25 protein-coding genes and 1 pseudogene are annotated in these 26,143 nt (G+C 43.4%); 9 read left to right on the top strand and 17 right to left on the bottom strand.

Annotated elements, in window-relative coordinates:
- Positions 1-48: 48 nt before the first annotated feature.
- The 10 genes and pseudogenes from ACM0OZ_RS03605 to ACM0OZ_RS03560 all read right to left on the bottom strand — a co-directional run bounded on the left by ACM0OZ_RS03605 (position 49) and on the right by ACM0OZ_RS03560 (position 4,497).
- The gene (locus tag ACM0OZ_RS03605) at positions 49-549 is read right to left on the bottom strand and encodes a type I restriction endonuclease (RefSeq protein WP_414581452.1); all 501 of its coding nucleotides are present in this window, start codon (positions 547-549) and stop codon (positions 49-51) included.
- A 155-nt stretch (positions 550-704) separates the two neighbouring features.
- Positions 705-932 (bottom strand): DUF4351 domain-containing protein, encoded by a 228-nt coding sequence (locus ACM0OZ_RS03600; protein ID WP_414581451.1) that lies wholly within the window; start codon positions 930-932, stop codon positions 705-707.
- A gap of 17 nt (positions 933-949) precedes the next feature.
- A complete protein-coding gene (locus ACM0OZ_RS03595; RefSeq protein ID WP_414581450.1) occupies positions 950-1,519 on the bottom strand; it encodes a restriction endonuclease subunit S in 570 nt (189 codons plus the stop codon).
- Positions 1,519-1,938: pseudogene (gene vapC, locus ACM0OZ_RS03590) on the bottom strand (type II toxin-antitoxin system tRNA(fMet)-specific endonuclease VapC). Before vapC ends, ACM0OZ_RS03595 begins: the two are co-directional and overlap by 1 nt.
- The gene (locus tag ACM0OZ_RS03585) at positions 1,931-2,155 is read right to left on the bottom strand and encodes a hypothetical protein (RefSeq protein ID WP_414581449.1); all 225 of its coding nucleotides are present in this window, start codon (positions 2,153-2,155) and stop codon (positions 1,931-1,933) included. The pseudogene vapC and the gene ACM0OZ_RS03585 overlap by 8 nt, the downstream one beginning before the upstream one ends.
- Positions 2,148-2,690 carry a type I restriction-modification system subunit M N-terminal domain-containing protein gene (locus tag ACM0OZ_RS03580; protein ID WP_414581448.1) on the bottom strand — a complete coding sequence of 181 codons (543 nt, stop codon included), beginning with the start codon at positions 2,688-2,690 and terminating at the stop codon, positions 2,148-2,150. Before ACM0OZ_RS03580 ends, ACM0OZ_RS03585 begins: the two co-directional genes overlap by 8 nt.
- Before the next feature lie 252 nt (positions 2,691-2,942).
- Entirely contained in the window at positions 2,943-3,356 is a 414-nt protein-coding gene (locus ACM0OZ_RS03575; protein ID WP_414581447.1) for a DUF4432 family protein, read from the bottom strand.
- A 32-nt stretch (positions 3,357-3,388) separates the two neighbouring features.
- Positions 3,389-3,877, bottom strand: a complete 489-nt coding sequence (locus tag ACM0OZ_RS03570) for a hypothetical protein (protein ID WP_414581446.1) — start codon at positions 3,875-3,877, stop codon at positions 3,389-3,391.
- 132 nt (positions 3,878-4,009) lie between these two features.
- Positions 4,010-4,156: a hypothetical protein gene (locus ACM0OZ_RS03565; RefSeq protein WP_414581445.1), complete on the bottom strand. Its 147-nt coding sequence runs from the start codon at positions 4,154-4,156 to the stop codon at positions 4,010-4,012.
- Between the two features lie 125 nt (positions 4,157-4,281).
- Complete coding sequence (locus tag ACM0OZ_RS03560; RefSeq protein ID WP_414581444.1) at positions 4,282-4,497, bottom strand: hypothetical protein; 216 nt, start codon at positions 4,495-4,497, stop codon at positions 4,282-4,284.
- A gap of 820 nt (positions 4,498-5,317) precedes the next feature.
- On the opposite strand from ACM0OZ_RS03560, the gene kdpA reads away from it, so the two are divergent.
- Positions 5,318-7,027 (top strand): potassium-transporting ATPase subunit KdpA, encoded by a 1,710-nt coding sequence (gene kdpA / locus ACM0OZ_RS03555; protein WP_414581443.1) that lies wholly within the window; start codon positions 5,318-5,320, stop codon positions 7,025-7,027.
- 224 nt (positions 7,028-7,251) lie between these two features.
- Here the strand turns inward: kdpA and ACM0OZ_RS03550 are convergent, their stop codons facing one another.
- A complete protein-coding gene (locus ACM0OZ_RS03550) occupies positions 7,252-7,668 on the bottom strand; it encodes an RNA-guided endonuclease InsQ/TnpB family protein (protein ID WP_414581442.1) in 417 nt (138 codons plus the stop codon).
- Between the two features lie 190 nt (positions 7,669-7,858).
- Here ACM0OZ_RS03550 and kdpB point away from each other — a divergent pair, with 190 nt between their 5' ends.
- The 8 genes from kdpB (at position 7,859) to ACM0OZ_RS03510 (ending at position 16,930) form a co-directional block, all read left to right on the top strand.
- The gene (kdpB, locus tag ACM0OZ_RS03545) at positions 7,859-9,955 is read left to right on the top strand and encodes a potassium-transporting ATPase subunit KdpB (protein WP_414581441.1); all 2,097 of its coding nucleotides are present in this window, start codon (positions 7,859-7,861) and stop codon (positions 9,953-9,955) included.
- Between the two features lie 58 nt (positions 9,956-10,013).
- Positions 10,014-10,286, top strand: a complete 273-nt coding sequence (locus tag ACM0OZ_RS03540; RefSeq protein WP_414581440.1) for a potassium-transporting ATPase subunit F — start codon at positions 10,014-10,016, stop codon at positions 10,284-10,286.
- A gap of 57 nt (positions 10,287-10,343) precedes the next feature.
- Complete coding sequence (gene kdpC, locus ACM0OZ_RS03535; RefSeq protein ID WP_414581439.1) at positions 10,344-10,940, top strand: K(+)-transporting ATPase subunit C; 597 nt, start codon at positions 10,344-10,346, stop codon at positions 10,938-10,940.
- Between the two features lie 390 nt (positions 10,941-11,330).
- Positions 11,331-12,530: a universal stress protein gene (locus tag ACM0OZ_RS03530; RefSeq protein ID WP_414581438.1), complete on the top strand. Its 1,200-nt coding sequence runs from the start codon at positions 11,331-11,333 to the stop codon at positions 12,528-12,530.
- Positions 12,531-12,578: 48 nt separating this feature from the next.
- Positions 12,579-13,739 carry an anhydro-N-acetylmuramic acid kinase gene (locus ACM0OZ_RS03525; RefSeq protein ID WP_414581437.1) on the top strand — a complete coding sequence of 387 codons (1,161 nt, stop codon included), beginning with the start codon at positions 12,579-12,581 and terminating at the stop codon, positions 13,737-13,739.
- Between the two features lie 282 nt (positions 13,740-14,021).
- The gene (locus ACM0OZ_RS03520) at positions 14,022-15,278 is read left to right on the top strand and encodes a DNA cytosine methyltransferase (protein ID WP_414581436.1); all 1,257 of its coding nucleotides are present in this window, start codon (positions 14,022-14,024) and stop codon (positions 15,276-15,278) included.
- A gap of 400 nt (positions 15,279-15,678) precedes the next feature.
- Complete coding sequence (locus ACM0OZ_RS03515) at positions 15,679-16,443, top strand: helix-turn-helix domain-containing protein (protein ID WP_414581435.1); 765 nt, start codon at positions 15,679-15,681, stop codon at positions 16,441-16,443.
- Positions 16,433-16,930 carry a hypothetical protein gene (locus ACM0OZ_RS03510; protein WP_414581434.1) on the top strand — a complete coding sequence of 166 codons (498 nt, stop codon included), beginning with the start codon at positions 16,433-16,435 and terminating at the stop codon, positions 16,928-16,930. The genes ACM0OZ_RS03515 and ACM0OZ_RS03510 overlap by 11 nt, the downstream gene beginning before the upstream one ends.
- Before the next feature lie 221 nt (positions 16,931-17,151).
- On the opposite strand, the gene ACM0OZ_RS03505 is transcribed toward ACM0OZ_RS03510, so the two are convergent.
- The 6 genes from ACM0OZ_RS03505 to ACM0OZ_RS03480 form a co-directional block, all read right to left on the bottom strand.
- Positions 17,152-18,642 (bottom strand): ATP-binding protein, encoded by a 1,491-nt coding sequence (locus ACM0OZ_RS03505; RefSeq protein WP_414581433.1) that lies wholly within the window; start codon positions 18,640-18,642, stop codon positions 17,152-17,154.
- 296 nt (positions 18,643-18,938) lie between these two features.
- Entirely contained in the window at positions 18,939-21,908 is a 2,970-nt protein-coding gene (locus ACM0OZ_RS03500) for a type I restriction endonuclease subunit R (protein ID WP_414581432.1), read from the bottom strand.
- The gene (locus ACM0OZ_RS03495; protein ID WP_414581431.1) at positions 21,905-23,074 is read right to left on the bottom strand and encodes a restriction endonuclease subunit S; all 1,170 of its coding nucleotides are present in this window, start codon (positions 23,072-23,074) and stop codon (positions 21,905-21,907) included. The genes ACM0OZ_RS03500 and ACM0OZ_RS03495 overlap by 4 nt, the downstream gene beginning before the upstream one ends.
- 7 nt (positions 23,075-23,081) lie before the next feature.
- Positions 23,082-24,188 carry a helix-turn-helix domain-containing protein gene (locus ACM0OZ_RS03490; protein WP_414581430.1) on the bottom strand — a complete coding sequence of 369 codons (1,107 nt, stop codon included), beginning with the start codon at positions 24,186-24,188 and terminating at the stop codon, positions 23,082-23,084.
- Positions 24,181-24,510, bottom strand: a complete 330-nt coding sequence (locus tag ACM0OZ_RS03485; protein WP_414581429.1) for a type II toxin-antitoxin system RelE/ParE family toxin — start codon at positions 24,508-24,510, stop codon at positions 24,181-24,183. The genes ACM0OZ_RS03490 and ACM0OZ_RS03485 overlap by 8 nt, the downstream gene beginning before the upstream one ends.
- A 106-nt stretch (positions 24,511-24,616) precedes the next feature.
- Positions 24,617-26,119, bottom strand: a complete 1,503-nt coding sequence (locus tag ACM0OZ_RS03480) for a type I restriction-modification system subunit M (RefSeq protein WP_414581428.1) — start codon at positions 26,117-26,119, stop codon at positions 24,617-24,619.
- Positions 26,120-26,143: the final 24 nt, after the last annotated feature.

Genomic DNA, 26,143 nt, shown 5'->3' with positions numbered 1-26,143 from the left:
GGTCATACCCCTCTATTTTCTAGAGGCTCCTACCAGAAACGAGTCGCACTATTTGTATTGGTGAATGGCGTTTTGGTAGGTTTGCCCGGTGAAGGGGTTTTTGAGTTCGATGGTAGCGATGGGTAAACCGTTGATGCTGAGGAGAATATCGGGAATACGTCCAGTTTTGATGGTGACTTGGCGGGTGATTGTGAGGCGATTTTTTTCGTAGAGTGCCAAGGTTTCTGGGTTCATACCTGTGTTTGGCTGGAAGTAGGCAACTCGCAGGGTTTTACCGTAGCATTTGAAGCCATTGCGGAGGACATCAAGCATTCCTCGGCTTTTGAGTTCTTTGGTGAGACTATCTATAATGATTTTCTGGGCATCACTGGGGCTAGTGTTCGCTAGGCGTTCCCATTGTTTGGGTTGGGTTGTTCGGATAAAGTTGATGATTTCTGTGGGGAAAAGGGCTGTATCTGCGTCGTAGTCGGCTGGGTTACTTTGGTGATAGCCACTCAGTTGCAGGAGTTCCCGTTCGATGATGTCCTCAAATTTCTCTTCCGTGTGCATGAGGTGTGAAGTATAAACATAATTAAGTATAAACGTGAATTAATCTAATGTAGGGTGTGTTATACCGTAGGCTAACGCACCGTAAACAATTCAAGGTGCGTTGCGCTGTGCGACAACACACCCTACATCTTTTAAAAGATCCTCTAAAGAGTAAATTAATTTTGTTGGTCTAACCAATTGATGAGGTCTTCTAAAGATTGGAAATCAAAAATTGCATCCGCTAGATTTTCTATTTGTTCTAAAGATAAGGAGTCAATACGACTTTCCAAGGCGGAATCAATATTATTAAATCGCCGTTTTACTAGCTTTTTAACAATTTTTTGTTCTCCTTGTTCAATTCCTTGTTCAATTTCTTTCTGCATCCAACTGGTGACAATTTCCATGATTTGTGCCTCTTCGACTAAGTTGGCTTGTTTTGGTTCGTATTGAGGACATCTTGTTGTTCATCTAGTGGTGGTAGAGCGATAGTTACATCTATAATATCGGACATATTTAAGTGTCCTACACCCATACCTACAATATTTCTTTTGTATTTTGCTGTACAGTAATCACTTGTAATAAAACGAAGAAGAAATACTGGAAGAATAATATTCTGAATTGCCCTTAAGACAAAAATACTTTCATAGATACTAAATTCTTGATCTGTGTCAACTAAAGCTGCGACTCCTATACTTCCAGATTTAGTTAATAATACATCATCTTTTTTTGCTTTATGTTTTTTTGTTAAGAACTTGTGTTGTTCTTCTGAAATAAAACGAATATCTGAAAAATCTAATTTTTCATTCTTAATATTAATAGCTCTTACAAGTGGGAATCCACCAAAATCTACATAATCGACCTTTCCTGTCAATCCCAAAAAAATATCTGAACAAGCATTTCTCAATCGGATAGTTTTCCAATGTTTAGGAATCTCCCCTAACCACTCAACACCAGAATCCTTATACTTCTCATAACCCTGATACTTACCCATTACATAACTTCCCAATCTTCAATCTGTAACCCTTCAACTCGACTAAGCTCGCTGACATTGTGAGTGACTAGAATCAAATTGTTTGCTAAAGCAATAGAAGCAATTTGTATATCATTTGAGCCAATAGGAGTTCCAGCCTTTGCTAAATCTGCCCGAATCTTGCCATAAATTTCCGCACAGCTATCATCAAATGGTAGAGATACAAACTGATACAGAAACAACAGTTGTATATTTAAACTCTTTTGAGGATTATTGCTACGCATCTAGCCATAAAATAACTCAGCCTTTACTACAGAGCAAACCGCAATTTTTTCACCTTATAGGTTATCAATATGATTATTAATGCTCAATGACCTCCCTTTGAGATACATGATACAAACATTCGTATCTAGTAAAGAAATTAAAGAATTACTATTCATCAAAAATCCCGATTAAATCATCATCTGTTTCAGGAGAAATCCCTAAATCATCCATTGCAAAATCAATATCAGCACAAGCACCATATAAATTGAGTAACCCCGCAGAATGAATAATATTTTTCTGTTTCAAAAATTCCTTGAGTTCAGCATCAGAAGCAAAATCTAGTAAATCCTTTAATTCATCAAAATTAATTAACCACAAGACCGCCTTATCCATTCATACCCAAGAAAGATTTCTCTTTGAGGCGGTGGCGAGGCGGTTTTCGTATCACATAGTTACCAAATCTAACTAATCTCAGCGACTGACCACCAAGGCTGGGCATATTTGTCCATGCTTTATGAAGCGGTGTAAAGTGATCTCCGGCTTCTTCGTTCGCCTGCTCGTTAAACTTTCTCACCAGTTCCTCGAACAGATAACCCATTCGTAGATTAGAGAGTTTCGCCGGAGATAAATCAACTTCAGGACTAGCGATCGCCTTCATCACCTCAAAAAGACGGTTAGCTTCATCTAACTTCTGGATTTCGTTATCAAACTCAAATTTCTCAAAAATATCCCGTGCTAGAGGCGAAAACCCATTGATATAAGCTCTAAGATTATCAGCAATCCCCTCCGAATCCTCTAATAATTTCTGAAACGTAAATTCACTAAGGTTATACAACGGCTGTTGGCGTTCGCGCAGCGTGCCGTAGGCATCGCCTCCAATTGCGACTTTAGCGATCGCTTTCTCAAAAGCATCCCCCTCTAAACCCATCGCCGAATATTTCGCCTTCGCCTCAAGTACAGCTTTCTTAGTCGGTTCTAATCCCTGCTCCCTGCCTTATCCCAACGATAATTATTTACGCCGACCTACTTAACCCCGTTCCAAGCTCATTTGTAGGTAACTCGGATCTAATCGCTCAATCACATCTTCACTCTCGCTTATAAGTTACCTTTTTTAGCTGAACTGTAGTTTTTCCACGGCTTTCATGAGTTAAACTCATGCAAGGCGGCGAACAACACGCTCCTAAAAGTGCTGTAAGCGAACGGTCAAAGTACGACGTTGTGCCGAATGCGGTAAGAGCTGTGCACAAGTGCCATTACGGCAAGCAATCTCTAAATCGTAGGGAATATTTGTGCAAGGCTCTAGTACAAGCACGTAATGATTGTGCCACCCACCGTAACTCTGAAATACCCAGACATAAGGAAAATCGGTGGTGTCAAAATTCATGAGTAGAGCAGATTGCGATCGCGAATTGCGAATCCCGCATTCTCCTCTAGCCAAATTTGAGCTGTAATAAAACTCTTGTAGTTGTGAAGAACGCGGTGGTGTGCGCTGCACTTCAATTTCCCTTCCATCCGCCGCCAAAGCTTTGGGAAAGCGGGTTTTCTCTTGACGACCGATGATTTTACTAAATTCAAGAACCGCAGGCTCAATCACACAATCCGGTAACAGAATTTCGTCGCCCTCTCTTATGGCGATTGCGCGGAGCGCACTGCCCTAAGGGCAATCGCCGCGTGCTGTTTAAACAAAAACGGAATCGTTTCATCGGACTCGTTCTGGAACAGGTACTCAATTTTGGCTTCTGGCTTGTTCTCATCAAGTAGAATTATCTTTTCTACCCTCACTGGCACAGTTTGACAAGAACGCACCATCTTCACGCTTTTATTGGACGTTTCAACAATCTCCCACGCCTGTGACCATAACTCCCCGTGGTCAACCAGGTGGCGACCTTGAAACATACCTGCTGCATCGTTAGGAAAAATCTCATCCCAGCCACCTGTCCAATTGTCGTCGAAGGACGCGCCTAATGCAAGCGTTCTCGTTTGCGACTCGTCATAGCCTTCTGGATGCCAAAGCCATTGGTGTTCAGTTTGGACGTCTTGCAGTTGGTCGATACGACCACCGAGGTCTGGTCTAACTGTCAGTTTGATTTCGGAATTTTTAAGCGTGATTATCATCCCAAAAATTTATCATATTTTTTATCGTCATCCCGGAAAAATAGTAACTTAAACAGGGAAGCGAACAACCGAAAAATCACTTATCGTCCCTAACTTCCAACTGATAAATCCTCATTGATGGGTGTTCCCCCATCATTCGCCAGTAGTGACCATTGGGAGGTCGCTCACCTTACCACCATAGCGGTACAAGAAAATTGGCTCACAAGAGCGCATAGCTTTCTTCATCACCCGCTCTAGGCTGGGGTTAGGGTTACCGTCATCGTACCAACAGACGGTCACGTTTTAAAGGTCATTAATAATTGGCACTTTCTTGGCTACGATTTCTATACGCGCCTCCGGTTACCAGCAGTACAATCACAGCAATTAACCGATTTACCACTCTTGGCGCATGAATCATTTCCACTTCAGGGACGAAACAAATTTAACAGTGTTAATCCAGCCGCCGCTAGCGTCACGCCAAAGACAGCCTTGCGAGTTAATCGGGAGTTTGCTAACAAAATCGTTCCGGTGTACAGGTAGCCAAACACGTACTCAGGCGGCGTCAAATATTCCAGCGTCATCACTACGGCAAATCCACCAGTTATCAACCCGTAAATCAGTCCTCGTTCGTTCTTCGTCAAGATATTTTCTTTGATTTTCAATAACCAAAACCACATCGTAAGCTTTTAATAAAGAATGAGATAAATTACAATCTGACTGATAATCTCATTGAGTTGGAATTCTTATTTAAATACTATTGCTATCAAACGAAAAATCTTCCCTGTTGTCACCCCCTCTAATAATCCTTTTAAGGACTTTTCACTTTATACTTTATACTCTCATCCTTTTCTGACCTATAGCAATCCTAAATCATAAGCCCTACGGGCTGCCTTCGGCTACGTGAGAACCCTCTTTTTCTCCTTTCTTTGCGCTCTAGCCTACGGTACGGCGCTGGGCGTCTACGCTTTCAATAGATATCTCACAACTCCTGCACGGATCGCTATATATCAATATATATAGAACCTTGCTTTCACCTATATCAACACATCTATAGATCGTTATACCAAATAGATAATTGCTGGCTCTGGTAAAAATGTGATATCTCTTAAGAACAGAGTTAATAAGCAAGCTCATTTTGTGCTAAAAAGTGGTTATTTGATTTGCTTATAAGTAGAGCGCAATACTACCTAAAATTCAAAAATATGTATTTTTTAGTCAAAATTTTGTTGATAATAGAAAATATAGTATACCTAAAGACAGATGCAAAAAATAAATTTTAAATAAAAAAAGCAGAAAATGGAGTTTAAAAAAAAGCAGAAAATGAAATTAGGAGAGATGATATAGCAAATTAAAAATAGAAATTAAATTTATAAGTAAAGCTCAAAGTAATCAAGAGATTTTTGAAGTCATTTTGACTTCAAAAATATTTCAGATGCTCCATCTATAATTTTGGCTAGATAAATGGGACAAGGATTTTTTCAAATTGGCGTAACGCTGTGTATAGTGATAGCAATAACTCCGCTATTGGGCAGATATATAGCGCGTGTTTTCTTGGAAGAAAACACGCTGCTTGACCCAGTCATGAAACCTGTAGAACGAATTATTTTTACATTAGCTGGTATACGCACAAAAGACGAGATGACGGGTTGGCAGTATGCCAAAGCAGTGCTTTACAGCAACATTATTATGGGTGTTGTGGTGTTTCTGCTCATATCTTTTCAGAAATTCTTACCCTGGAATCCTCTTGGATTCGCTGCTCCTAAATGGGACATCACCCTGCACACCACGATTTCATTTTTAACAAATACCGACCAGCAGCATTACTCTGGTGAGAGAACCTTAAGTTATTTCAGCCAAACGGCAGCTTTAGCTTTTTTGATGTTTACCTCAGCCGCTACCGGGTTGGCAGTAGGAATTGCTTTTATTAGGGGTTTGACAGGTAGACCACTGGGAAATTTCTACGTGGATCTGACGCGCTCAATTACGCGCATATTACTGCCAATTTCAATTGTAGGTGCGATCGCACTGCTCACACTGGGTGTACCGCAAACATTGAATGGTCCTTTACAGGTGACAACCTTGGAGGGAGCAACGCAATATATAGCCAGAGGTCCAGTGGCAACATTTGAGATAATCAAACAGTTAGGAGAAAACGGCGGCGGCTTTTTTGCGATGAATTCGGCACACCCGTTTGAAAATCCCAATAGTGCTTCTAACTTAATAGAAATCATCGCCATGATTTGTATTCCAGCGGCGTTGATTTACACCTACGGTTTGTTTGCCAACAACACCAAGCAAGCTTGGCTGCTTTTCTGGATGGTTTTTGCCATCTTTGCGGTTTTGCTGAGTATTACAGCGGTTGGCGAGTATCAAGGCAATCCCATTGTTAATAACACATTGGGATTGGAACAGCCGAATTTAGAGGGCAAGGAAGTCAGGTTTGGCTGGTCACAAACGGCATTGTGGGCGATCGCAACCACCGGAAGCATGTGTGGTGCAGTCAATGGAATGCTCGATTCCTTCATGCCAGCGGGAGGGTTTTCCACGTTATTAAACTTATTTTTGCAGATTGTTTGGGGTGGGCAAGGAACAGGAACCGCCTACTTATTCATTTATTTAATTCTCACCGTGTTTCTTACAGGACTTATGGTAGGGCGGACACCAGAGTTTTTGGGGCGCAAAATAGAAAAGCGAGAAATTGTCCTTGCTAGCGTAGTGCTGCTGATTCACCCAATTGCGGTTTTGATTCCCACTGCCATTGCTTTGGCATTTCCCAGTACCTTAGCATTTCAAATTCCGCCGCCTGGATATACCGGTTCCCCGGAATTTCACAACATCTCGCGAGTGGTGTATGAATACGCCTCAGCTAGCGCCAACAATGGTTCTGGCTTAGAGGGGTTAGGCGATAGCAGCTTGTGGTGGAACTTAAGCGCTTGTTTCAGCATATTAGTGGGACGTTACATTCCGATTATTGCCATTTTGCTTTTAGCAGACAGCATGGCACGCAAACAACCAGTACCCGAAACCCCGGGCACCCTGAGAACCGACTCTAGGCTATTTACGACTGTCACAGCTGGTGTCATTTTGATTTTGGGTGTGCTGACATTTTTCCCCGTTTTGGCTTTAGGACCAATAGCCGAAGGTTTTAACCTTGCTAGTCCCATTAAGTGACATCCTCCCACACTGTAATCTTTGATTACAGTGTGGGCGTATCCTCGAATCACTTCTTGGCTTTCCTGGTTGTTCCCTTGTGGGATTTCGACACTTGCCTAGATTGAGTTACCTCAACCCCCGGTAGCTCGTCTGCACAAGCAGTTTCCTTTCCCGCAAGCCCTGCGGTACTAATGAGGGCTATACCTCGATTTCTAATATTTTGACTTGCTGCTACGTCCCTATCAGTTCTGTACCCACTGCGGAGGACAATGATGAACTCTAATACTCAAGTCTTTTCTGACTTCAACACCGCATTCGGGACATTCTTGAGAAGTCCCCCTCGCATCAACTTCACCGAAGAACTTTCCACGCTTCCAGCATACATACTTGACGATGGTTCTAAACTGACCAAACCCAGCATCAAGCATATGTTTTCCAAGCATCCCTTTGGCACTGGTGCGATAGTCCAAGTCTTCCATGAAGACCATATCGCCAGCAACGCAAAGAGTGTGGGCCACTTTAAAATGAAAGTCCTTCCTTGTGTTTTTGATTGTACCACATTTACTAGACGCAATACCTCTAGTAAATGCTTGCCTCGGTGAGCCACTGCGGTCTTGGGCTTTGCCCAAGTGGAGCAAGTGGCTGTCTCGGTGAGCCACACTCGACTCGCAAAGAACCCCCCAAAAGATAAAGAAACTGGGGACTGGGGACTGGGAACTGGCGACAGTTATCAGTTATCAGTTATCAGTTACCAGTTTTCAGTTATCAAGTACCATGCTGGTACTGTTCACTGCGGCTGGTACTGTTGACTATCCCTAATCGCTAATCGCTAATCGCTAATCTAATATTATGGATTCCGCAAACCCTTCATCCAAACCTTCTCCTCGTAAAAGCGATCGCCGCCAAGCACGCAAACAATCGCGGGTAAACACGAAAGGGCTTTACCAAAGAGCAATCATTGATGCTTTTGTCAAGCTCAATCCCAAAAACGCGATCAAAAACCCAGTCATGTTCTTAGTTTGGGTTGGCACCATTATCACCTTACTTGTGACCATCGACCCTTATTTGTTTGGTCCAGTTTCAGGCAAGAACCTACGACTTTTTAACGGATTGATTACGGTAATTCTGTTGTTCACCGTTTTATTTGCCAACTTTGCCGAAGCGGTGGCAGAGGGGCGGGGTAAAGCCCAAGCGGATGCCTTAAGATCAACCAAGTCAGAAACAATTGCCAAAAAACTCGCTCCTGATGGTTCAATGAGTGAAGTTTCTTCCACCAGCTTGCGGCAGGGTGATACGGTGTACGTGGTTGCTGGTGATGTGATCCCCGCCGATGGGGAAGTGATTATGGGTGTCGCCAGTGTGGATGAATCGGCAATTACCGGGGAATCTGCGCCAGTGCTGAAGGAAACAGGTTCAGATGTCGCCAGTTCTGTCACCGGCGGTACGCGGATTATCTCCGATGAGCTGATTATCCGCATCAGTGCAGACCCTGGTAAAGGGTTTATTGACCGAATGATTGCCTTGGTAGAAGGGGCGGAACGCAGCAAAACACCGAACGAAATTGCCCTGACGGTGTTACTCGCGGTTCTGACTTTGGTGTTTCTGTTTGTCGTGGTGAGTCTGAGTGCGATCGCCAGCTATGCCAGAAGTCCAATCAGTGTGGCGATATTGGTTGCTTTGTTAGTCGCGTTGATTCCCACTACCATTGGAGGGTTACTGAGTGCGATCGGTATTGCTGGTATGGACCGAGTTGCCCAGTTTAACGTCATAGCCACCTCCGGACGAGCTGTAGAAGCGTGTGGTGATGTCAATACACTGGTTCTCGATAAAACAGGGACAATTACCTTGGGCAACCGCTTGGCAGAAGAGTTTATCCCCATCAACGGACACTCTGTAGAGGAAATTGCCAATGTGGCTTTGACAGCGAGTGTGTTTGATGATACACCTGAGGGAAAATCAATTGTCCGACTGGCAGAAAGATTAGGGGCAAAGATTGATTTTGACCACGAAAGGTCCCAAGCCATAGAATTTTCAGCAAAAACCCGCATGAGTGGCACAAACTTGCCGAATGGAAGTCAAGTGCGTAAAGGTGCGGTATCAGCCATTAAGGGATTTGTCCGTTCCCGAGATGGACGAGACTCACCAGAACTTGATGCAGTATACACAAAAGTTTCGCAACTGGGAGGAACACCGTTAGCAGTCGCCCTTGATGGTGAAATTTACGGCGTCATCTATCTCAAAGACATTATCAAACCAGGAATCCACGAACGTTTTGACCAGTTGCGGCGGATGGGAGTGCGTACCGTTATGCTGACTGGAGACAACCGCATTACCGCTTCTGTGATTGCCAAAGAAGCTGGAGTTGATGACTTTATTGCCGAAGCCACCCCAGAAGACAAAATTTCCGTGATTCAACGGGAACAGGCGCTGGGCAAACTGGTAGCGATGACCGGAGACGGTACCAACGATGCGCCAGCACTCGCCCAGGCAAATGTTGGAGTCGCAATGAATACCGGGACTCAAGCGGCAAAAGAAGCCGCCAATATGGTGGATTTGGACTCTGATCCCACAAAGCTGATTGATATTGTTGCTATTGGAAAACAATTGCTGATTACTCGCGGTGCGCTGACAACTTTTTCCCTCGCCAATGATATTGCTAAATACTTTGCAATTATCCCGGTGTTATTTTCCTCAGCTAATCTGGGAAGTTTGAATATCATGAAATTAGCTAGTACTAATTCTGCTGTGCTGTCGGCTTTAATTTACAACGCTTTGATTATTCCAGCTTTGATTCCTTTGGCACTGACGGGTGTGAAGTTTAGACCTTTGACTGCTAATCAACTTTTGCAACGAAATATTTTGATTTATGGTTTGGGTGGTGTGATTGCGCCATTTATTGCGATTAAGTTGATTGATATTTTGATTGCAGCAGTGGGGTTGGCTTAATAGGAAAGGAACCGCACCAGGCACAGAGAACGCAGAGGAAGGAGAAATGCAGAGGAATATGAGAAATAAAGTTCATATGTTGGATAAGCTTTTGTCAATGAATATAGTTGAGGCAATTTCTTTTGTCTGGTCGGAATGGCGTTCTCAAAAGTTGCCACTTGCAATTTTTGTGGCACTTTGCCTGAATTTGCTCATTGCCCCCATAGTTTATGCTGCTGCCGATGGTACTTTAGAACGCCGTTCTGCTTGGGCTATTGGCGTTTTAGGATTGGTGACTTTGGCAGTTATCGTTTACTTATTTGTTGTTGTTTTTCAGCCAGAACGCTTTTAAGCTACACAATTTTCTTGATTATTTAAAGTAAATTTGAAAGGGTGTAGAAAAATTTGTATGTCTATTCTTAGAGAAATTGCTAAAGCAATTCGTATCACTCTGATTTTATGGTTGTTAACCGCCATCATTTATCCTTTATTCATACTTTTGGTCGGTCAAGTCCCTTTCCTTAAAGACAAGGCACAGGGCAGCATAGTGCAAAATATTCAGGGAGAACAAATTGGTTCAGCTTTGATTGGTCAACAGTTCCGATCTGAACAGTATTTTCATGGTCGTCCCAGTACTATTAGATATAGCCAAGGAAAACAAGGCAATCCTACTGGTATTTCTGGGGCGAGTAATCTCGCTCCTAGCAGCCCAGAATTACTGAAGCGAATTGTGGAAGAGGCAAATCGCCTCAAAGATGAAAATATTCAACCCTTAGCAGAGCTAATTTACACCTCTGGCTCGGGTTTAGATCCGCATATTTCAGTGAAAGCAGCACGGGAGCAGTTAGATCGGGTTGCTCGTGCTCGTGGTGTCAGACCAGATGAGATACTTCCTTTAATTAATAAGTATACCGAGGGCAGATTTTTAGGCATTTTTGGAGAGCCTGGAGTTAATGTTTTAAAATTAAATTACGCCCTTGATTTAGATGAGTTTAACCGTCAGTAAAATAGATAAGTCTTAAGAAGAACACAGAACACAGAACACAGAACACAGGAACGGCATCCCCATAAATAAATTTAGCCCCTCGGCTACGCTCGAAGCTAACGTTGAGCGAAGCCGAAACGTTAGGGGATTTAAAAAAGACCCCACAACAAGTAAAAAGTAAAAAGAAAGAAGAATTCAATATTTTTTTTAACTTTTAACTTGTTTAACCGGGTTATATCCTTTTACTATTCTGACTACTGAGTTCCTATTATGTGGTCTTTCTTCGGTCATTAATGTAGAACTTTCGGATGCAACGTCTCTACATTACTCATTAATTTTGAGTCATTAGTTTTGTTGGACTATTCGTTGGTAGCAGTGCCACCATATTAAAGCATATAAGTCAACACTTTCATGATTGATAAGCATGAGCTTCTCGGTAAAAATAACTCAAAAGAAGCAGGCACTAAATCCGTACCTTCTGCCCCTTATGACTTGAGTCCAGCACGGCGCGGTAAACACAAAATTTACATTGGCATGGCTCCCGGAGTAGGCAAAACCTTCCGGATGTTGGAAGAAGCCCATTCGCTGAAACATGAAGGTATTGATGTCGTGATTGGGCTGTTGGAAACTCACGGACGTAAGGAAACGGCGCAAAAGGCTCAAGGGTTGGAGATAGTAAAGCGCAAGGAAATTCCTCGGGGTGAGTTGATTCTCACAGAAATGGATACAGATGCAATCATAGCCCGATCGCCTCAGTTAGTGTTAGTCGATGAACTAGCACATACCAATGTCCCAGGTTCGCTACGAGAAAAACGCTACCAAGATGTCGAAATCATTTTGGCAGCAGGTATTGATGTTTACTCCACAATGAATATTCAGCATCTGGAGAGCCTCAATGACCTGGTAGCAAGGATTACTGGGGTGGTAGTACGAGAGCGCATTCCTGACCGCATCCTAGAGGAAGCTTCGGAGGTTGTCGTAGTAGATGTTACACCAGAAACGCTGCAAGAACGCTTGCTAGAAGGCAAAATCTACGCACCGCAAAAAATTCAACAATCGCTCGATAACTTTTTCCAACGCCGCAACCTGATTGCTTTACGAGAGTTAGCACTGCGGGAAGTGGCGGACAACATTGAGGAAAATGCCGTTGCCTCGACTCCACAAGGTCTATTTTGCAATATTCACGAGCGGGTTTTGGTGTGTGTATCCACTTATCCCAACTCAGTACAATTGTTACGACGGGGAGCTAGAATTGCTAGCTACATGAATGCCCCTCTATATGTTGTGTTCGTTGCCGAGCCAGACCGCTTCCTCACAAAGGAAGAAAGCCTATATATAGAAACTTGTGAAAAGTTATGTAAAGAATTTGACGGTACATTCATTCGTCACACCAGCACTGACATAGCCGAGGCGATCGCCCAAGTCGCTGAAAAATACCGCATCACCCAAATTGTTATAGGTGCAAGTCAGCGTACACGTTGGCAAATCCTCCTCAAAGGGTCTTTAACCCATAAATTGCTGCGCTTGCTGAAAAACATCGATTTACATATTATTTCCGCTGAGAAATCCGTTGAGAGAAATAATGGGTTCAATCGTTCGATGCAGGAATGATAATTTTGAGATAATTATTATCTGCGTCCATCTGCGGTTTAAAATTAAATGATTGTAATAGGTTTAATCAGTGGCACGTCTGTAGATGGTATAGACGCTGCCTTGGTAGATATTTCTGGTACAAATTTAGATATCAAAATTGAGTTGGTAGCTGGTGCAACATATCCCTACCCAGCGGATCTCAGAGAACGCATCTTAGCAGTGTGTGCAGGCGTTGCCATCTCAATGGCAGAGTTGGCAGAATTAGATGATGCGATCGCCTTTGCTTTTGCCCAAGCAGCGCAAAATATTCAAATTGGTCACGAAAAAGCCACTTTGATTGGTTCTCACGGTCAAACCGTTTTCCATAGACCACCCACCGGGGGAGATAAGGGAGCAAATACTTCCTCATCCCCACTCGGTTACACCCTCCAAATCGGTCGCGGTGCGGTCATTGCTAATTTGACAGGTATAACGACAGTGAGTAACCTGCGTGTAGCGGATATTGCTGTGGGAGGTCATGGTGCGCCCCTCGTACCTCGGATAGATGCGGCTTTACTCAGCCATCCTCAAGAAGCACGTTGTATACAAAATCTTGGAGGTATTGGTAATGTTACTTACATACCACTTCGTCGGGACAACTGGTTAGAAAAAATTCGCGCTTGGGATACAGGACCTGCAAATAGTCTTTTGGATTTGGCGGTGCAGCATTTAACGGATGGTGCCAAAAGCTACGATGAAAATGGCAATTGGGCGGCGAGTGGCACTCCCTGCTATCCCTTAGTAGAAGAATGGCTAAGCCAAGACTACTTTCATCTACCACCCCCCAAATCTACGGGTCGAGAGTTATTCGGTGTAACATATTTGCAACAGTGTTTACAAGACGCCGAAGCATACCAACTCAGTCCAGCCGACTTTTTGGCAACTCTCACAGAACTAACGGCAGCTTCGATTGTTCACAGTTACCGCACTTTTCTACCACAAATGCCACAGCGGGTGTTATTGTGCGGGGGTGGCAGTCGCAATCTTTATCTGAAAAGTCGGTTACAACAGCTGTTGGCATCAGTACCAGTCTTAACAACAGATGAAGTTGGTTTGAGTGCCGATTTTAAAGAAGCGATCGCCTTTGCAGTTTTGGCATACTGGCGACAATCGGGTACTCCTGGTAACTTACCAACCGCTACAGGGGCAAGTCAAGAAGTGCTGCTGGGTGAGGTGTACTTACCGTAGCTTTTTCTGTAACCTTAACCTACGCCAATCTAATTTATGGCGTTTCTCATTAAAACAGAGAACTTTGAAGAGGTGCGATCGCTCTTCAAGAGTTGCTGCAAGAGGCTACTCCATTACAGGTGAAGGAACATCCCTAGAAGACATTGTAGGTTTATGCCCTAATTGTCATCGAAGCGTTCACGTATATTACAAACGATGGTTTGAAAGAAGTTCAATTAATGATTTTCTGTCTAAAGATGAAGCTAGAGAAGTATATCAATCAGCAAAGGAGGCAATTCAGCTATGAACTTGGCTGCAAAACTTTCTGTTGATGAGCAGTTATTTATTTTAAATAAATGTATTTCAAAAAAAATAGATCTTCACAGTGAATTAGAACGTCTTGGGTTAAGCTATGACGTTCTCAGATATAGAGAGAACACACCTGTTACTCCTAGTTCTGCTCAATTTCTAACGCCTGATAATTTTGATTTTGAAAATCATGGTGTTCCAATAGTTAGCTTTTTCTCTGGTGCAGGTGGTTTAGATATTGGCTTTGAATCTGCAGGCTTTCAACACCTAGCATCGATCGAAGTCAACTCGATTTTTTGCCAAACAATTAGGTTGAACCGACCTGATTGGGTTGTGATAGGGCCACCTGAATACAGCGGGGATGTCCGAAATAGAAAAGAAATTTTTACAATCCTGAAGTTAATGCTTGGTATCTCAATTCCATTTGAAGGAATTTTTACAGGAGGTCCACCTTGTCAACCTTTCAGCATTGCTGCTAATCAAAGATTCTCGAAAGAAGGAGAAAACTTTAAAAGAGTTGGTTTTTCTCATTCTGAACTTGGAAATCTTCTCTTCGACTTTGTTTGGTACATTCAACAGTTTAGACCAAAGGCTTTCCTGATTGAAAATGTTACAGGCTTACTAGACATAGACAGTGGGACTCAATTATCCGAAGCACTTAGTCTTTTAGGAGAGTCTGGATATAACGTCTCTGAACCTGTGGTAGCAAATGCTGCACATTATGGTGTACCACAAAATCGGAATCGTCTTTTCGTATTTGGTCATCGTACAGCCAACCAATTCGTATTCCCTGAACCAAGCTCAAACATTGTTCCCTGCTATAAAGTCTTTGAAAAACCAGTAGACGGTTTAGAAAATCATGCAACGCGACAGCACAAAGCAGAATCCATAATTAGGTATATGGAGCTAAGTTATGGAGGACGAGATAAGCTTGGACGAGTTGATCGATTAAATCCTAATCTGCCATCTAAAACGGTAATAAGTGGAGGTACAAAGGGTGGCGGAAGATCTCATCTGCATCCCATCTGTCCTCGCACTTTAACTGTTAGGGAATCAGCGAGACTACAGACATTCCCTGATGATTTCGTTTTTTGTGGTCCCCCTGCGCGTCAATTTACACAAGTTGGAAATGCAGTACCACCTTTGCTGGCTTTACAGTTAGCCCGGTCCATCTATTCTCAAATCTACACGAGTTGTTCAAGCCAAAAACCAAGCAGATCCCGCTCTAAATATAGTCGTAGCACCTTCTAACAATCGCGTTGCAGCGGACGGACGAAAGCCGCCTGTGGGGTAGCAAAGGTTGTCTACCGCCGCTGAACGCAACCGTTAGGCTACTGGTGGGGACGTAGTTCAGAATTGTACATTCACAAATTAAATGTCGCTATTTCACAATTTGATGTCGTTGCTTTATTCCTAAAACCATTGCCATGCAAGGTTTTATTTTGAAGGTGATTTTGGCTACTTTTTGTTAGTTTCACATATTATAAGTCGCTAACGGTATTTTTTCACTAATTAAATGTCGTTTATTTGGATAAGCGGAAAATACGCTTAATTATTTTTCATAAATTAAATGTCGTAAAGTGAGACGTTTGATAGTACATTAGTTTTATTAAGAGCGAGAAATCCTCCACTTATTGCTGTGAGGTGGAAAATGTCTCAGGATTCACAAAATTCTCTTGTGATGGATACGGACGATGAGCATCCTCAAGTCAGGTATAAGGGTAAGTTGATAAACAGCCATAAGCTTCCATCTAACGAATTGCTTACAGATGAAGTTAATTTCCGGATGGAGGTCATTCAAAGTTTGACTGAGCCATGCGATCGCAAAACCTATGCGATTAGAAAGAAAGAAGCTGCCGAAAAGCTAGGTGTGTCAATTCGCCAAGTAGAGCGCTTACTGAAGAAATGGCGAGAAGAAAGATTGGTTGGGCTAGCGACTACGCGATCAGATAAAGGAAAGTATCGTCTTGACCAAGAATGGATTGATTTTATTATTGATACTTTTAAGAAAGGCAATGAAGGTAGCAAGCGGATGACCCGACATCAAGTTTTTCTTAGGGTCAAAGGCAGAGCCAAGCAACTTAACCTGAACAAAGGAGAATACCCCAGCCATCAGTCAGTCTATCGAATTCTTGATGAATATATCGAAGAGAAGCAGAGAAAGTTAAAAGCACGAAGCCCAGGTATGTTAGGGGAACGACTAACGCACATGACCCGTGATGGGCGAGAACTGGAGGTAGAGTGCAGTAATGATGTTTGGCAATGTGACCATACTCGTTTAGACGTGAGGCTTGTAGACGAGTATGGAGTTTTAGATCGTCCTTGGCTAACGATTGTTATCGACTCCTACTCCCGTTGCTTAGTAGGGTTTTATTTGGGATTTGATAATCCTAGTTCCCAAATTGATGCCTTATGAGGGAGAAAGTATCAGCCATTTTTTAGGTAGATTTCGACGAGAAAAAGGAAATAAATTTTCTGCCGCTAGTGGATTGGGTGATGTCGCAGGGCTTGGGGCGGTGTTAGCACGTTGGGAAAAGTTTTATTTCAATCCTTTTCCTACTCATCAAGAATTAGAAGCGCTAGCAACTGTAGTAGAAGTTGAAGCTGATAGATTGCGAGAAATGCTACCTCCACCTGGTGTAGGAATGAAGCACAGTCCCATTAGATTATGTGGACACTGTTATGCAGAGTCGCCATGTCATCAAATTGAGTGGCAATTTAAAGTAACGGTAGGATGCGTTAGCGAAGCTCCTCTGAAAGAGGCTCGCCACAAGTTACGCTTGCTATCAAAATGCCCTATTTGTGAAAAGCCTTTTACCATACCAGCTTTATGGGTGGAAGGGCATTGTCCGCGATGTTTTACATCCTTTGCAGAAATGGCAAAGTATCAAAAGCATTATTAAAGCCTGCTTGAAGAATAGCGATCGCCGTTCCCTTTAATAAAGCCATAGTAGCAAAATACGGCTTTTGGCTCTTACTAAAGCCAAGTGTAAACATAACAGTCACATAAGAATCACAAGTGAGGTAACAGCGCAAACTGGCTTCAAGTATGGGTTTCAAGGTTTTTGCATTTTGAAATATAATGCCGATCAGCCTTCTCAGTCACATGACAGTCACATAAGAATTATACATATTTAGCGGTTAGGGGATTCACGCCCAAAATGGTACATACTTGGCGCTTGGCGTGTTTTCTAGATGTATTCTCTGGATCGTAGGGTTTGATCAAGCCTTCATTGATTGTGTCAGAAATAATACGGGAAGCCATCGAATAATTTTCGTCTTTTATGGAGAAACGCTCTCGTAATGATGAGTTTGTCATGTGGTCATTTGAGACATGGCGTAAGCAAGCATGTTGGTAACAAGCTCGAACTCTATCTGCTTTATCCATATCAGTCAATTTTTTGTAAGCAAAAAGAGTTACTTGTGTGTGATTATTTGTCACCCTAAATTCTGGGGCTGGTAACTGAAAAAGTTCTACCGCATTGATAACTTTGTCAATACCGCTTCCCCGCTCTTCGCAAATATTTATACGACGCATGAAAGCAGCTAAGTCTTCGTTACGAGAACGAGGTGGTTCGTCAATAAACCGCATTGTATCGATAAGCGGAACGCCTGGATTGGTAATCTCAATCCTATCAGAGAAAATTTCAATTATTGGTCCAGTTCCAGTTATATTAAAATCTTGGTGAATAATTGCATTTGCAACTAATTCTCGAATGGCAATTTCTGGGTACATTCGTTGTTCTTCACGAAAAGCTTTACCAATCCGTTCATTTTTAGGTAATTGGTCATTAATAAACTCCACTATTTCTTCATAATCAATAGCGTAGCCTTTAAAGCCAGTTCGCTCTCGCTGGGTTTCAATCCGATTTTTTCCTTTGTAAATTACAACCCGGATTGCTTTACGTGACAAACGCTCAAAAACTTGCAAGTCTTTAGCGAAGAGGATAACACCTAAATTTGTTATATCAAATTTATTATCGATTCTTTTGACAATAAGCTTTTCTGAAACTAGTCGATTTATAATGCCATCTCTATTATCAGGTAAAGATTGTTTGGTTAAATCAAAATAGGCTGGATAATTTATATTTTTTATTACTTCATCTGCCGTTAAATGTTCTGAAGCAATTCCTTTTTCAAATGGTTCAAGAGAAAATAAAACCCATAGTTGTCGTTCTTTTTCAGGGAAATCTCTAAGTTTTTGTTTGCAACTTCCTACACGAATATATTCAGTTCCTTTAAAACCTACAGGAACGTGAGTCGCTTTGGGTATTTCAAAAATTACTATATCTTTACCTTCGTAAGGAAAATCATGTATTTTAAAATTGATTCGAGGGGATAATTGTGTCGCTAACCAATTTTCTAATTCTTGATTTCCAATTTTTTCTAATCGAGGCTTAAAAGTAGTACCGATGATTTCATGGTTATCGTTCTTTACACCCCAAACTAAATAAGCAGTATTTTTGCCGTGCAAAGTAGCTGAATTTGATAATGCTGACAAATATTCGCCTATATCATCTGGACTACTGTTATTTACTTTGAATTCAACCCATTCTGTTTCGTGGGGTAAGGATGTTAACCCTGAAAGCAATGATTCTAAATAACCTGTGTCCATTTTGTTAATTCAAAAATTCTAAATAACGAGAAACCAGTAAAAGTACTTATAAATCGGAGATGTAAAGCGTTATTTGAAATACTTCCATCTCTCAAAAACTATTTATTCTGCTTTACTCAAATAGTTTTTGAGATAGTAATCAATAATTGTTAATTAGACAGATAAATATATCTTCAAAAAAGCAGCATTTTTTAAAATTTTAGAAGCTGTGGTTGTACGGATTAAACTACAAAATTAGTTATTAATTATATCGCATGACTACTGGAAAGCGCACTTATTTCTCTCCCCCTACCGATTTAGTAATACTGTTTTATATACTCATAAGCCTTCCCAAACAACTCCTTATCCTGATGTAGCGCATACTTCAACAGGGTTTTACGCAATGCCTGCTTGACTTCCCGTTCCCCAGCGCTAGTTTGCTGCCAACCGGGAAACCTGACCAAACGCACGATTTCATCAATATCATTGACAATTCGCTCAACCATTTTCGGGGTTTGGTCGTTGCGGACTTCCATAAATAATTCGGTCAGTGCTGCCTTACCCCTGTCTTCGTCTTCCTCAACGGGTGTGTCTTTCTCTGCTAGGACTAAATCGCGGGCTAGGTCGAGCAGTTCCTTGAGGAAGGTAACGCTGTAGATTTGCCCTTGCTCGTGCCGTTCTTTCAGGGCTTCCAAACGCTCTGATAATGCCAGGAAGCGCGGATTACCGATATGCTTGTGAAGGCGACGGGCGATTTTAATTTCAATTTCCTTAGATTTTTTGTGCGGATCGGGGGAATTAAGGACAACTTCTAACAGTTCTGCATCTAGTACAATTTCGTCAAGATCATCACGCACCGCTTCCACATGGACGTTTTGGTGGATCAGTTCGATGGTTTTTGCCCCTAGGGCGTGCCAAATCAGTTTACCCATGCCCGTTGTTGGTTGCACGGACACATAAACTTGAGACAGCCACCTGTAATCCACCTCATGTTGTTGCAAGATGGGGTCGGGTGATAGTGCTTCCCACAAATCAGCAAGGTAGCTGTAATCAGCTGCAAAGGTATCGCGGACATCGTTGTTGGGCAGACAATCTTGGGCAGCGATAAGTCCTTCATATCCCGTCAAGGTGCGGTCTACTCCTGGGAAGTAGGCAAGACACTTCTGTATTACACCAGGAAGTTGGTCTTTCAGTTTGGCAATACCCGATACGACTTGCCGGAAGCTTTGTTCATCAAATTCCAGCGCTTGTGCAACATCATCAAACACACCCAGGTAATCTACCACCAATCCGTGGGTTTTCTTGTCGCCGTAAGTGCGGTTGGTGCGGCAAATCGCTTGCAGGAGGGTATGCGCTTTCAGGGGCTTATCCAAATACATCGCTTGCAGGATGGGCGCATCAAACCCGGTCAGCAGCTTGGCTGTCACTACCAAGATTTTCATCGGGTCGTTGGAGTCGCGGAACCTGTCTAGTAGTTTTTCTTCTTGGTCACGGGTGCGATTATAAGGTTTAAAGCGTTCATCTTTGCCCGTGGCGGAAATAACAATTTCGCTGGCTTCGCTGGGCAGGTGTTTGTCCAATTCGGCTTTGTACAGCAGACAGCATTCCTGGTCATAGGTGACAACCATTGCCTTAAAACCGTTGGGGGCGACTTTTTCCTGATAATGTTGGGCGATGTCGGCACAGATGTTTGCAACCCGGTCGGGTACTTTAACCAGCACTGCCATTCTAGAGGCTGCTTTGGCAAGGTTTTCCCTGTCTAAGTCGGACAAGCCCCCTGTTAACTCGGCATAGGCTTGATCAATGGCATCTTTATCAATATGCAGTTCCAGCAAGCGCGGCTCAAAATGCAGTGGTAGTGTTGCCCCGTCGCGGATGGATTCTTCAAAGCCGTAACGGCTCATGTAACCGCGTTCGTCTTCTTCTGCCCCAAAGGCGTAGAAGGTGTTTCTGTCGCTGCGATTAATAGGTGTTCCGGTAAAGCCAAACAAGAAAGCATTTGGTAAGGCAGCACGCATTTTTATACCCAAATCGCCCTCCTGGGTGCGATGGGCTTCGTCTACCAGTACGATGATGTTATCACGGTCGTTCAGGACACCATCGGCTTCGCCAAACCTGAAAATTGTGGTGATGATGATTTTGCGGGTATCCTGTTTGAGTAGCTTTCCTAACTCCGCACGGGTTTCTGCTTTCACCAAATTAGGGATATCTGAGGCGTGAAAGGTGGCGCTGATTTGGGCATCAAGGTCAATGCGAACTACGACAATTAATACTGTTGGGTTACGTAATTGTACTTGCAGCCGCATCTTTTGCGCGGCGAACACCATCAGCAAAGATTTTCCTGACCCTTGGAAATGCCAGATTAACCCTTTCTTGGGTTGACCCGCTACCACGCGGTCAACGATACGGTTGACGGCTTCATACTGTTGATAACGACAAACAATTTTTAAACGGCGCTTTTTCTTGTCTGTAGCGAATAAGGTGAAGTGGTTCAGAATATCCAGAATCACCCAGGGGCGTAGCAGGGAGGTAATTGTGTGCTTGAGGGACGCAAGGCTTGATGGGGGTGCGTCATCATCCAACCGCCACACACCCCATAACTCAACGGGCATTCTGATAGAACCATAGCGCAGTTCTTTGCCTTCTGTAGCGACGCTGAACACATTGCAGGCAAACAGTTCCGGGACGTTTTTCTCGTAATCGTCATGTACCTGTAATGCCCCATCAACCCAACTTACCGCTTTCCTCACCGGGGTTTTGGCTTCAATCAGCACCAGGGGCAAGCCATTTATCAGCAATACCAAATCAGCACGGCGTTCAGCGGGACCAGCACGGAAGGTGTACTGGGTGGTTACGATATATTGGTTGTTATCGAGGTTTGTGGGATCAATCAGGCGTACCGTGGTGTGTTCGTGGTTTTCGCCAAACGGCATCGAGCGATCGCCACGCAACCAGGCGGTAAATTCCTCGTTTGCCCTGATAATCCCATCGCTACGCACCGATAGCACAATTGCCCGCAGGCGGTACAATACTTCTTCAGCACGGTTGGGATTAGCGGTGATTTCTGGGTTAAGACGGATGAGGGCATCGCGGAGGAAGGATTCAACGAAGACATCTTGCGGCTGGCGGGGGATGTGTTGGGCGGGTAGGAAGTGCCAGCCGACACCGTTAAGTTTGTTACTTTTACGTGATATGCCTGGGGCAGGGGGTGCGATTGCTGTGACCTTGCCACAAAGGAGGTCACGCACAAAGGCTTCGACGGTGTTGGCTTCGTTGAAGGTAGTCATACTGAATCTACAAGAATAAAGTTTATAAGTATACGCCTAAGCTCTTGTAAATAAATTACTCTATCTCTTAAATGGTTTTCAGTAGACCTTAAATCATATAAAGTGGTTACTACCTGCTTTTGTCGTTCAATATTGGGACATGGGACATCTTGTGCCAAAAGTTGTGAACCGCTAATGTTTTTCTGAACACCCCCTCGTGCTAGAGAAGACGTAAGCTGCTGTCCTACAGGGGATGATAAAAATTCGTTTAAGTAATTTGCAAGCATCTTGCTGTTAGGTCTAAGCCGAATGAGGAATGCCGCAGGAATTGTGGGGATATTATTAGAACGAAAAACTGCTGTAATCCCGCATGTGCCACTGCGGCTAATCACAACATCTCCATCTTTCAATAAATGTTCCTTGTATTTATCAACACTTAGACTTACTCGCGGAATGGTGCAGTAATTAATATTGCCATCACCATCTATGTCACTCGTCCGAAGTTGATAAAGCTCTCCGTTATCGTCATAAAGCGAATTACTGAATCTGGGACCATAGCGAGAATCTGCTATTACATGTTTTAATGGAGTATTTTGCACGCTCTTATCAGCCAGGAATAGGTGACGAGCAACGGACTCTCGATTGCGTTTCGCCGTAAGGATTGCTTTTGCATAACACTCAATAGTTTTTTCTACTGCAAAAAGAACTTCGCTTACCTTCCTCTGCTCCTCCAGTGGTGGGAGGGCGAACTCTTCCTTTGCAAGGGTTTTCCAGTTGATGGTTGGCGACAAAGACCCTACAGAAATTGCTTTGGCACGTTCCATAAACAAGTCACTCTGCATAAAGAAAGGTAAAAAACCTGGGTCAACAACTGCTGGTTTGGCACGTAGGACTAAAGCGTGTGCCGAACAAATACCGTCAAAATCAGCAACCGCAACTTTACGCTGATAAACGCGACGGCGACCAAAAATAATATCCCCTTTGCGGAAGCACAGCTTTGTTGCTTCCACGTCAGACGGCGTACCCCATCGCCGGATTTTTAGCGAATCTGGATCAAGGTGTTCTAACCCAACGTAATACTCAACATCAGCTTCACTTGGATTGTCGATGCGTTCATTGACATTAGTTGCTATCTGGTCAAACCGCCAAACTTGCCACCCTGGTTTTAACTTATCGCCTTGTATCATCGTGTACTTATTCTACCCCTTGAAAACAAAAACTCTCCTTGAAAGCATTCATCCAAGAGACAGGAATTATACAATCATGTTGCAGCCGTCCCACAACAATAGCGGGATGAATGCCGATACGCTGGGCAAAATCGATAACATCTGTTTTAGATTTAAGTGCCGCTAATTCTCCCTCATACTCAGGTGGTATCAAAAATTCCCGCGCCCATTGATTTGCTTCGCGTTCTGGCTCCGATTCCAAACTTTCCCCACTATCCCATTCATCCAAAAAAATATTTTCTTTATCATGTAGTAGGATATGTCCTGCTTCATGGAAAAAATTAAACCAGAAGCGGTCATTAGTTTTACCGTACAGTGAAAGTTGAATCAGTGCCTTATGCGGGTTTAACCACCGGGCTACACCACTGACGTGCGCTCTGGAAATTGATGGTACTAAAACAAGCACAACCCCCGATTCTCGGCACAACTGTTGCATCTGTGGTTCAAATTCCTCTGGTGGTAAAACTGTCAACGTGCGAATTTCCCGCACCGCTTTTTCAAATTTTGGTTTACTATACTTCGGACAGTCCTGTTGTTCTGCCTCTATTTCACCCAAACGCAACCAAGCCGAAATAGCACCAACATCACTTTGTTCTTGGCGGGTGCGACGAAAGGAAACTTCCATACCTGCATAGTAACTTCGCCACTCTTCCGGCGAAGCCACACCGAAAAAATGCAGTAACTTTTTTACCAAACTTGGTTTATTCTTGGCAATTAAACGGCATTGGGGAATTACACCTTGGTTCATTAAGTCTTTGACTGGTAATCCATCTAACCAAGATGTCCACCCTTGTAAGCGGGTTTCTTCTTCTTTGCTTGCTAGAGCAGCGCGATATTGAGCTTCATATCTGAGCCAAAATGCTGCTGTACTCCCCAAAACCCGTTCTAGTTTTAGGGCTGTTTCTTCATTGATGGGTGCTTTGCCATTGATGAGCAAACTGATATGTTTCGTGGTGTAGCCTAAACGCTCTGCTAACTGTGCTTGTGTCCAATCACGCTCTTCTAATAAATCAGCGATGGTATCACCGGGAGGAGATACCCAATCTGGAGTGAATGTTCGGGTTGTCTCAGTCATGGTAATCCCCAATGAAAACAATACAAACAGCAGTAACTTTTGACCAATCAATGCTTCCATCCTCGGTAAAGGGGATGGGGTCGTTATCTGGCTTAAATACAAGTCGTTTTGCACCTTCTAGGTCTACTGCAAATTCACCTGCCCTATCTCCTTTTAAAGGATGGGGACGACCTGCAAGTAATTCAGTGACACAACCAGCCGCAGCAAGCATAGCCAACCGAGTTCTCAATTTCTTGGCACAGTTTGCACCCAAGTTTCTTTGTGCTACTTTTTCTTGCTCGCATAGGTTTTGCAGTTTGCGATCGCCGAAAGTGATTTCCATGCTTTAGTAGACTAATACAAGTTTACCATTTTGGTAAACAAATTTGTTAGATCCCTGAAAATATCATTATTAGTTTCAAGAAAACTTTACCAAAATGGTAAATAAATTAGTTATTTTCTAGAGAATCTAGCATATCAACTAAGGCATCCATCTCTTGCCAGAAGTTTCTGCTGCCTTGTTCCCAGTCAGCCCAAACTTCAGCCAGTGTTTTTACTTCTTGGGTTTGGTTGTTGGCTGTTGTCCGCCGGACATAAAGCGGGATGGACAGACTATAGTCCTGGGCGGCGACTTCTTTTAAAGTTGCAACTGTGGCAAAACCAGGTTCATCGCTGTAGTGCTGGTAAGCATTGAGGATGCGTGTTTGGTGTTCCGGCTTGAGAAAACTTTGTGCCTGTACGCGGGCGACTTCGTGAACCGCATCAATAAACAGTACTTTCCCTTGGCGATCGCGGGGTTTACTGGTACGGCAAATAACAATACAAGCTTCCATTGGTGAGTTGTAAAACAAGTTTGCCCCCAGCCCCAGCACGCATTCTACCAAATCTGCTTCCACCAGCTTTTGCCGCATCTGAGCTTCTTCCTTGCGAAACAGCACTCCATGCGGGAAAAGAATCGCACAGCGTCCCGTTTTGGGGTTAAGGCTTTTTAAAATGTGCTGGAGAAAAGCGTAATCAGCACGTCCTTGAGGCGGTGTACCCAAAAAGTTACGCCCCCACTGGTCAGTTTGAAACGCTTCCCGATTCCACTGTTTGATGGAGTAGGGCGGGTTAGCCAGGACTACATCAAACGTTCGTAGGCGATCGCTTTCAGTAAAAGCAGGACGTTCCAGTGTATCCCCCCGCATCACTTGGTAATCACCTACACCATGCAGCACCAGATTCATCCGGGCGATGGAAGCGGTCATGTGGTTGCGTTCCTGCCCGTACAGCTTGAGAGTACGATATTCACCTCCCTTGCGCTTAACTTCCGCAAGTGCTGAAATTAACATCCCTCCCGTACCGCAGGTGGGGTCATAAATGCTTTCGCCTGGTTCCGGTGCAAGCATCTGTACCATCAAATGTACCACAGTACGATTGGTATAAAATTCCTGTGCCGTGTGTCCGCTATCATCAGCAAATTGTTTAATCAGATACTCGTAGGCATTGCCCAATTCATCTTCAGGGATGTTTGCCAGAGATAGCACCACGCTGGAAAAATGCTCTAACAGGTTTTTCAGAGTGTAATCGGGCAGACGTTCTTTATTTGTCCACGGTGCATCCCCAAAAATCCCATCCAACCGACCTGGGTTAGCAGCTTCAATTTTCCGCATGGCATCCTGCAAAGCACGCCCTACGTCCTTGGCAACAATACGAACATCCTTCCAGTGATTGCCTTCTGGGATTTGGAAACGGTGTTCGTCAGGAAAATCTTCTCCGTATTCCTCTATCATTGCTTGGTATTCTTCGTCCCAGACATCACAAATGCGCTTGAAGAACAGCAACGGCAGGATGTAGCTTTTCCAGTCAGTACGATCCACAGGACTGCCACGTAAGATGTTTGCCGCTTCCCATAGATGGGACTCTAGCTCTTGTAAGGTAATGGGGGCATCAAACAGTGTTCCCTGGATCATGGGTTTCCATACTGAAATCAACGA

The sequence above is a fragment of the Scytonema sp. PCC 10023 genome (genome assembly GCF_963920835.1).
Lineage (GTDB): Bacteria > Cyanobacteriota > Cyanobacteriia > Cyanobacteriales > Nostocaceae > Kalymmatonema.
This window is presented reverse-complemented; position numbering and strand designations above follow the sequence as displayed.

Bases quoted from the DNA above. Each gene is read 5' to 3' on its own strand.
- ACM0OZ_RS03605 (WP_414581452.1), bottom strand. From the start codon at position 549: ATGCACACGGAAGAGAAATTTGAGGACATCATCGAACGGGAACTCCTG.
- ACM0OZ_RS03600 (WP_414581451.1), bottom strand. From the start codon at position 932: ATGGAAATTGTCACCAGTTGGATGCAGAAAGAAATTGAACAAGGAATT.
- ACM0OZ_RS03595 (WP_414581450.1), bottom strand. From the start codon at position 1,519: ATGGGTAAGTATCAGGGTTATGAGAAGTATAAGGATTCTGGTGTTGAG.
- ACM0OZ_RS03585 (WP_414581449.1), bottom strand. From the start codon at position 2,155: ATGGATAAGGCGGTCTTGTGGTTAATTAATTTTGATGAATTAAAGGAT.
- ACM0OZ_RS03580 (WP_414581448.1), bottom strand. From the start codon at position 2,690: ATGGGTTTAGAGGGGGATGCTTTTGAGAAAGCGATCGCTAAAGTCGCA.
- ACM0OZ_RS03570 (WP_414581446.1), bottom strand. From the start codon at position 3,877: ATGATAATCACGCTTAAAAATTCCGAAATCAAACTGACAGTTAGACCA.
- kdpA (WP_414581443.1), top strand. From the start codon at position 5,318: ATGGGACAAGGATTTTTTCAAATTGGCGTAACGCTGTGTATAGTGATA.
- kdpB (WP_414581441.1), top strand. From the start codon at position 7,859: ATGGATTCCGCAAACCCTTCATCCAAACCTTCTCCTCGTAAAAGCGAT.
- ACM0OZ_RS03540 (WP_414581440.1), top strand. From the start codon at position 10,014: ATGAGAAATAAAGTTCATATGTTGGATAAGCTTTTGTCAATGAATATA.
- kdpC (WP_414581439.1), top strand. From the start codon at position 10,344: ATGTCTATTCTTAGAGAAATTGCTAAAGCAATTCGTATCACTCTGATT.
- ACM0OZ_RS03530 (WP_414581438.1), top strand. From the start codon at position 11,331: ATGATTGATAAGCATGAGCTTCTCGGTAAAAATAACTCAAAAGAAGCA.
- ACM0OZ_RS03525 (WP_414581437.1), top strand. From the start codon at position 12,579: ATGATTGTAATAGGTTTAATCAGTGGCACGTCTGTAGATGGTATAGAC.
- ACM0OZ_RS03520 (WP_414581436.1), top strand. From the start codon at position 14,022: ATGAACTTGGCTGCAAAACTTTCTGTTGATGAGCAGTTATTTATTTTA.
- ACM0OZ_RS03515 (WP_414581435.1), top strand. From the start codon at position 15,679: ATGTCTCAGGATTCACAAAATTCTCTTGTGATGGATACGGACGATGAG.
- ACM0OZ_RS03510 (WP_414581434.1), top strand. From the start codon at position 16,433: ATGCCTTATGAGGGAGAAAGTATCAGCCATTTTTTAGGTAGATTTCGA.
- ACM0OZ_RS03505 (WP_414581433.1), bottom strand. From the start codon at position 18,642: ATGGACACAGGTTATTTAGAATCATTGCTTTCAGGGTTAACATCCTTA.
- ACM0OZ_RS03500 (WP_414581432.1), bottom strand. From the start codon at position 21,908: ATGACTACCTTCAACGAAGCCAACACCGTCGAAGCCTTTGTGCGTGAC.
- ACM0OZ_RS03495 (WP_414581431.1), bottom strand. From the start codon at position 23,074: ATGATACAAGGCGATAAGTTAAAACCAGGGTGGCAAGTTTGGCGGTTT.
- ACM0OZ_RS03490 (WP_414581430.1), bottom strand. From the start codon at position 24,188: ATGACTGAGACAACCCGAACATTCACTCCAGATTGGGTATCTCCTCCC.
- ACM0OZ_RS03485 (WP_414581429.1), bottom strand. From the start codon at position 24,510: ATGGAAATCACTTTCGGCGATCGCAAACTGCAAAACCTATGCGAGCAA.
- ACM0OZ_RS03480 (WP_414581428.1), bottom strand. From the start codon at position 26,119: ATGATCCAGGGAACACTGTTTGATGCCCCCATTACCTTACAAGAGCTA.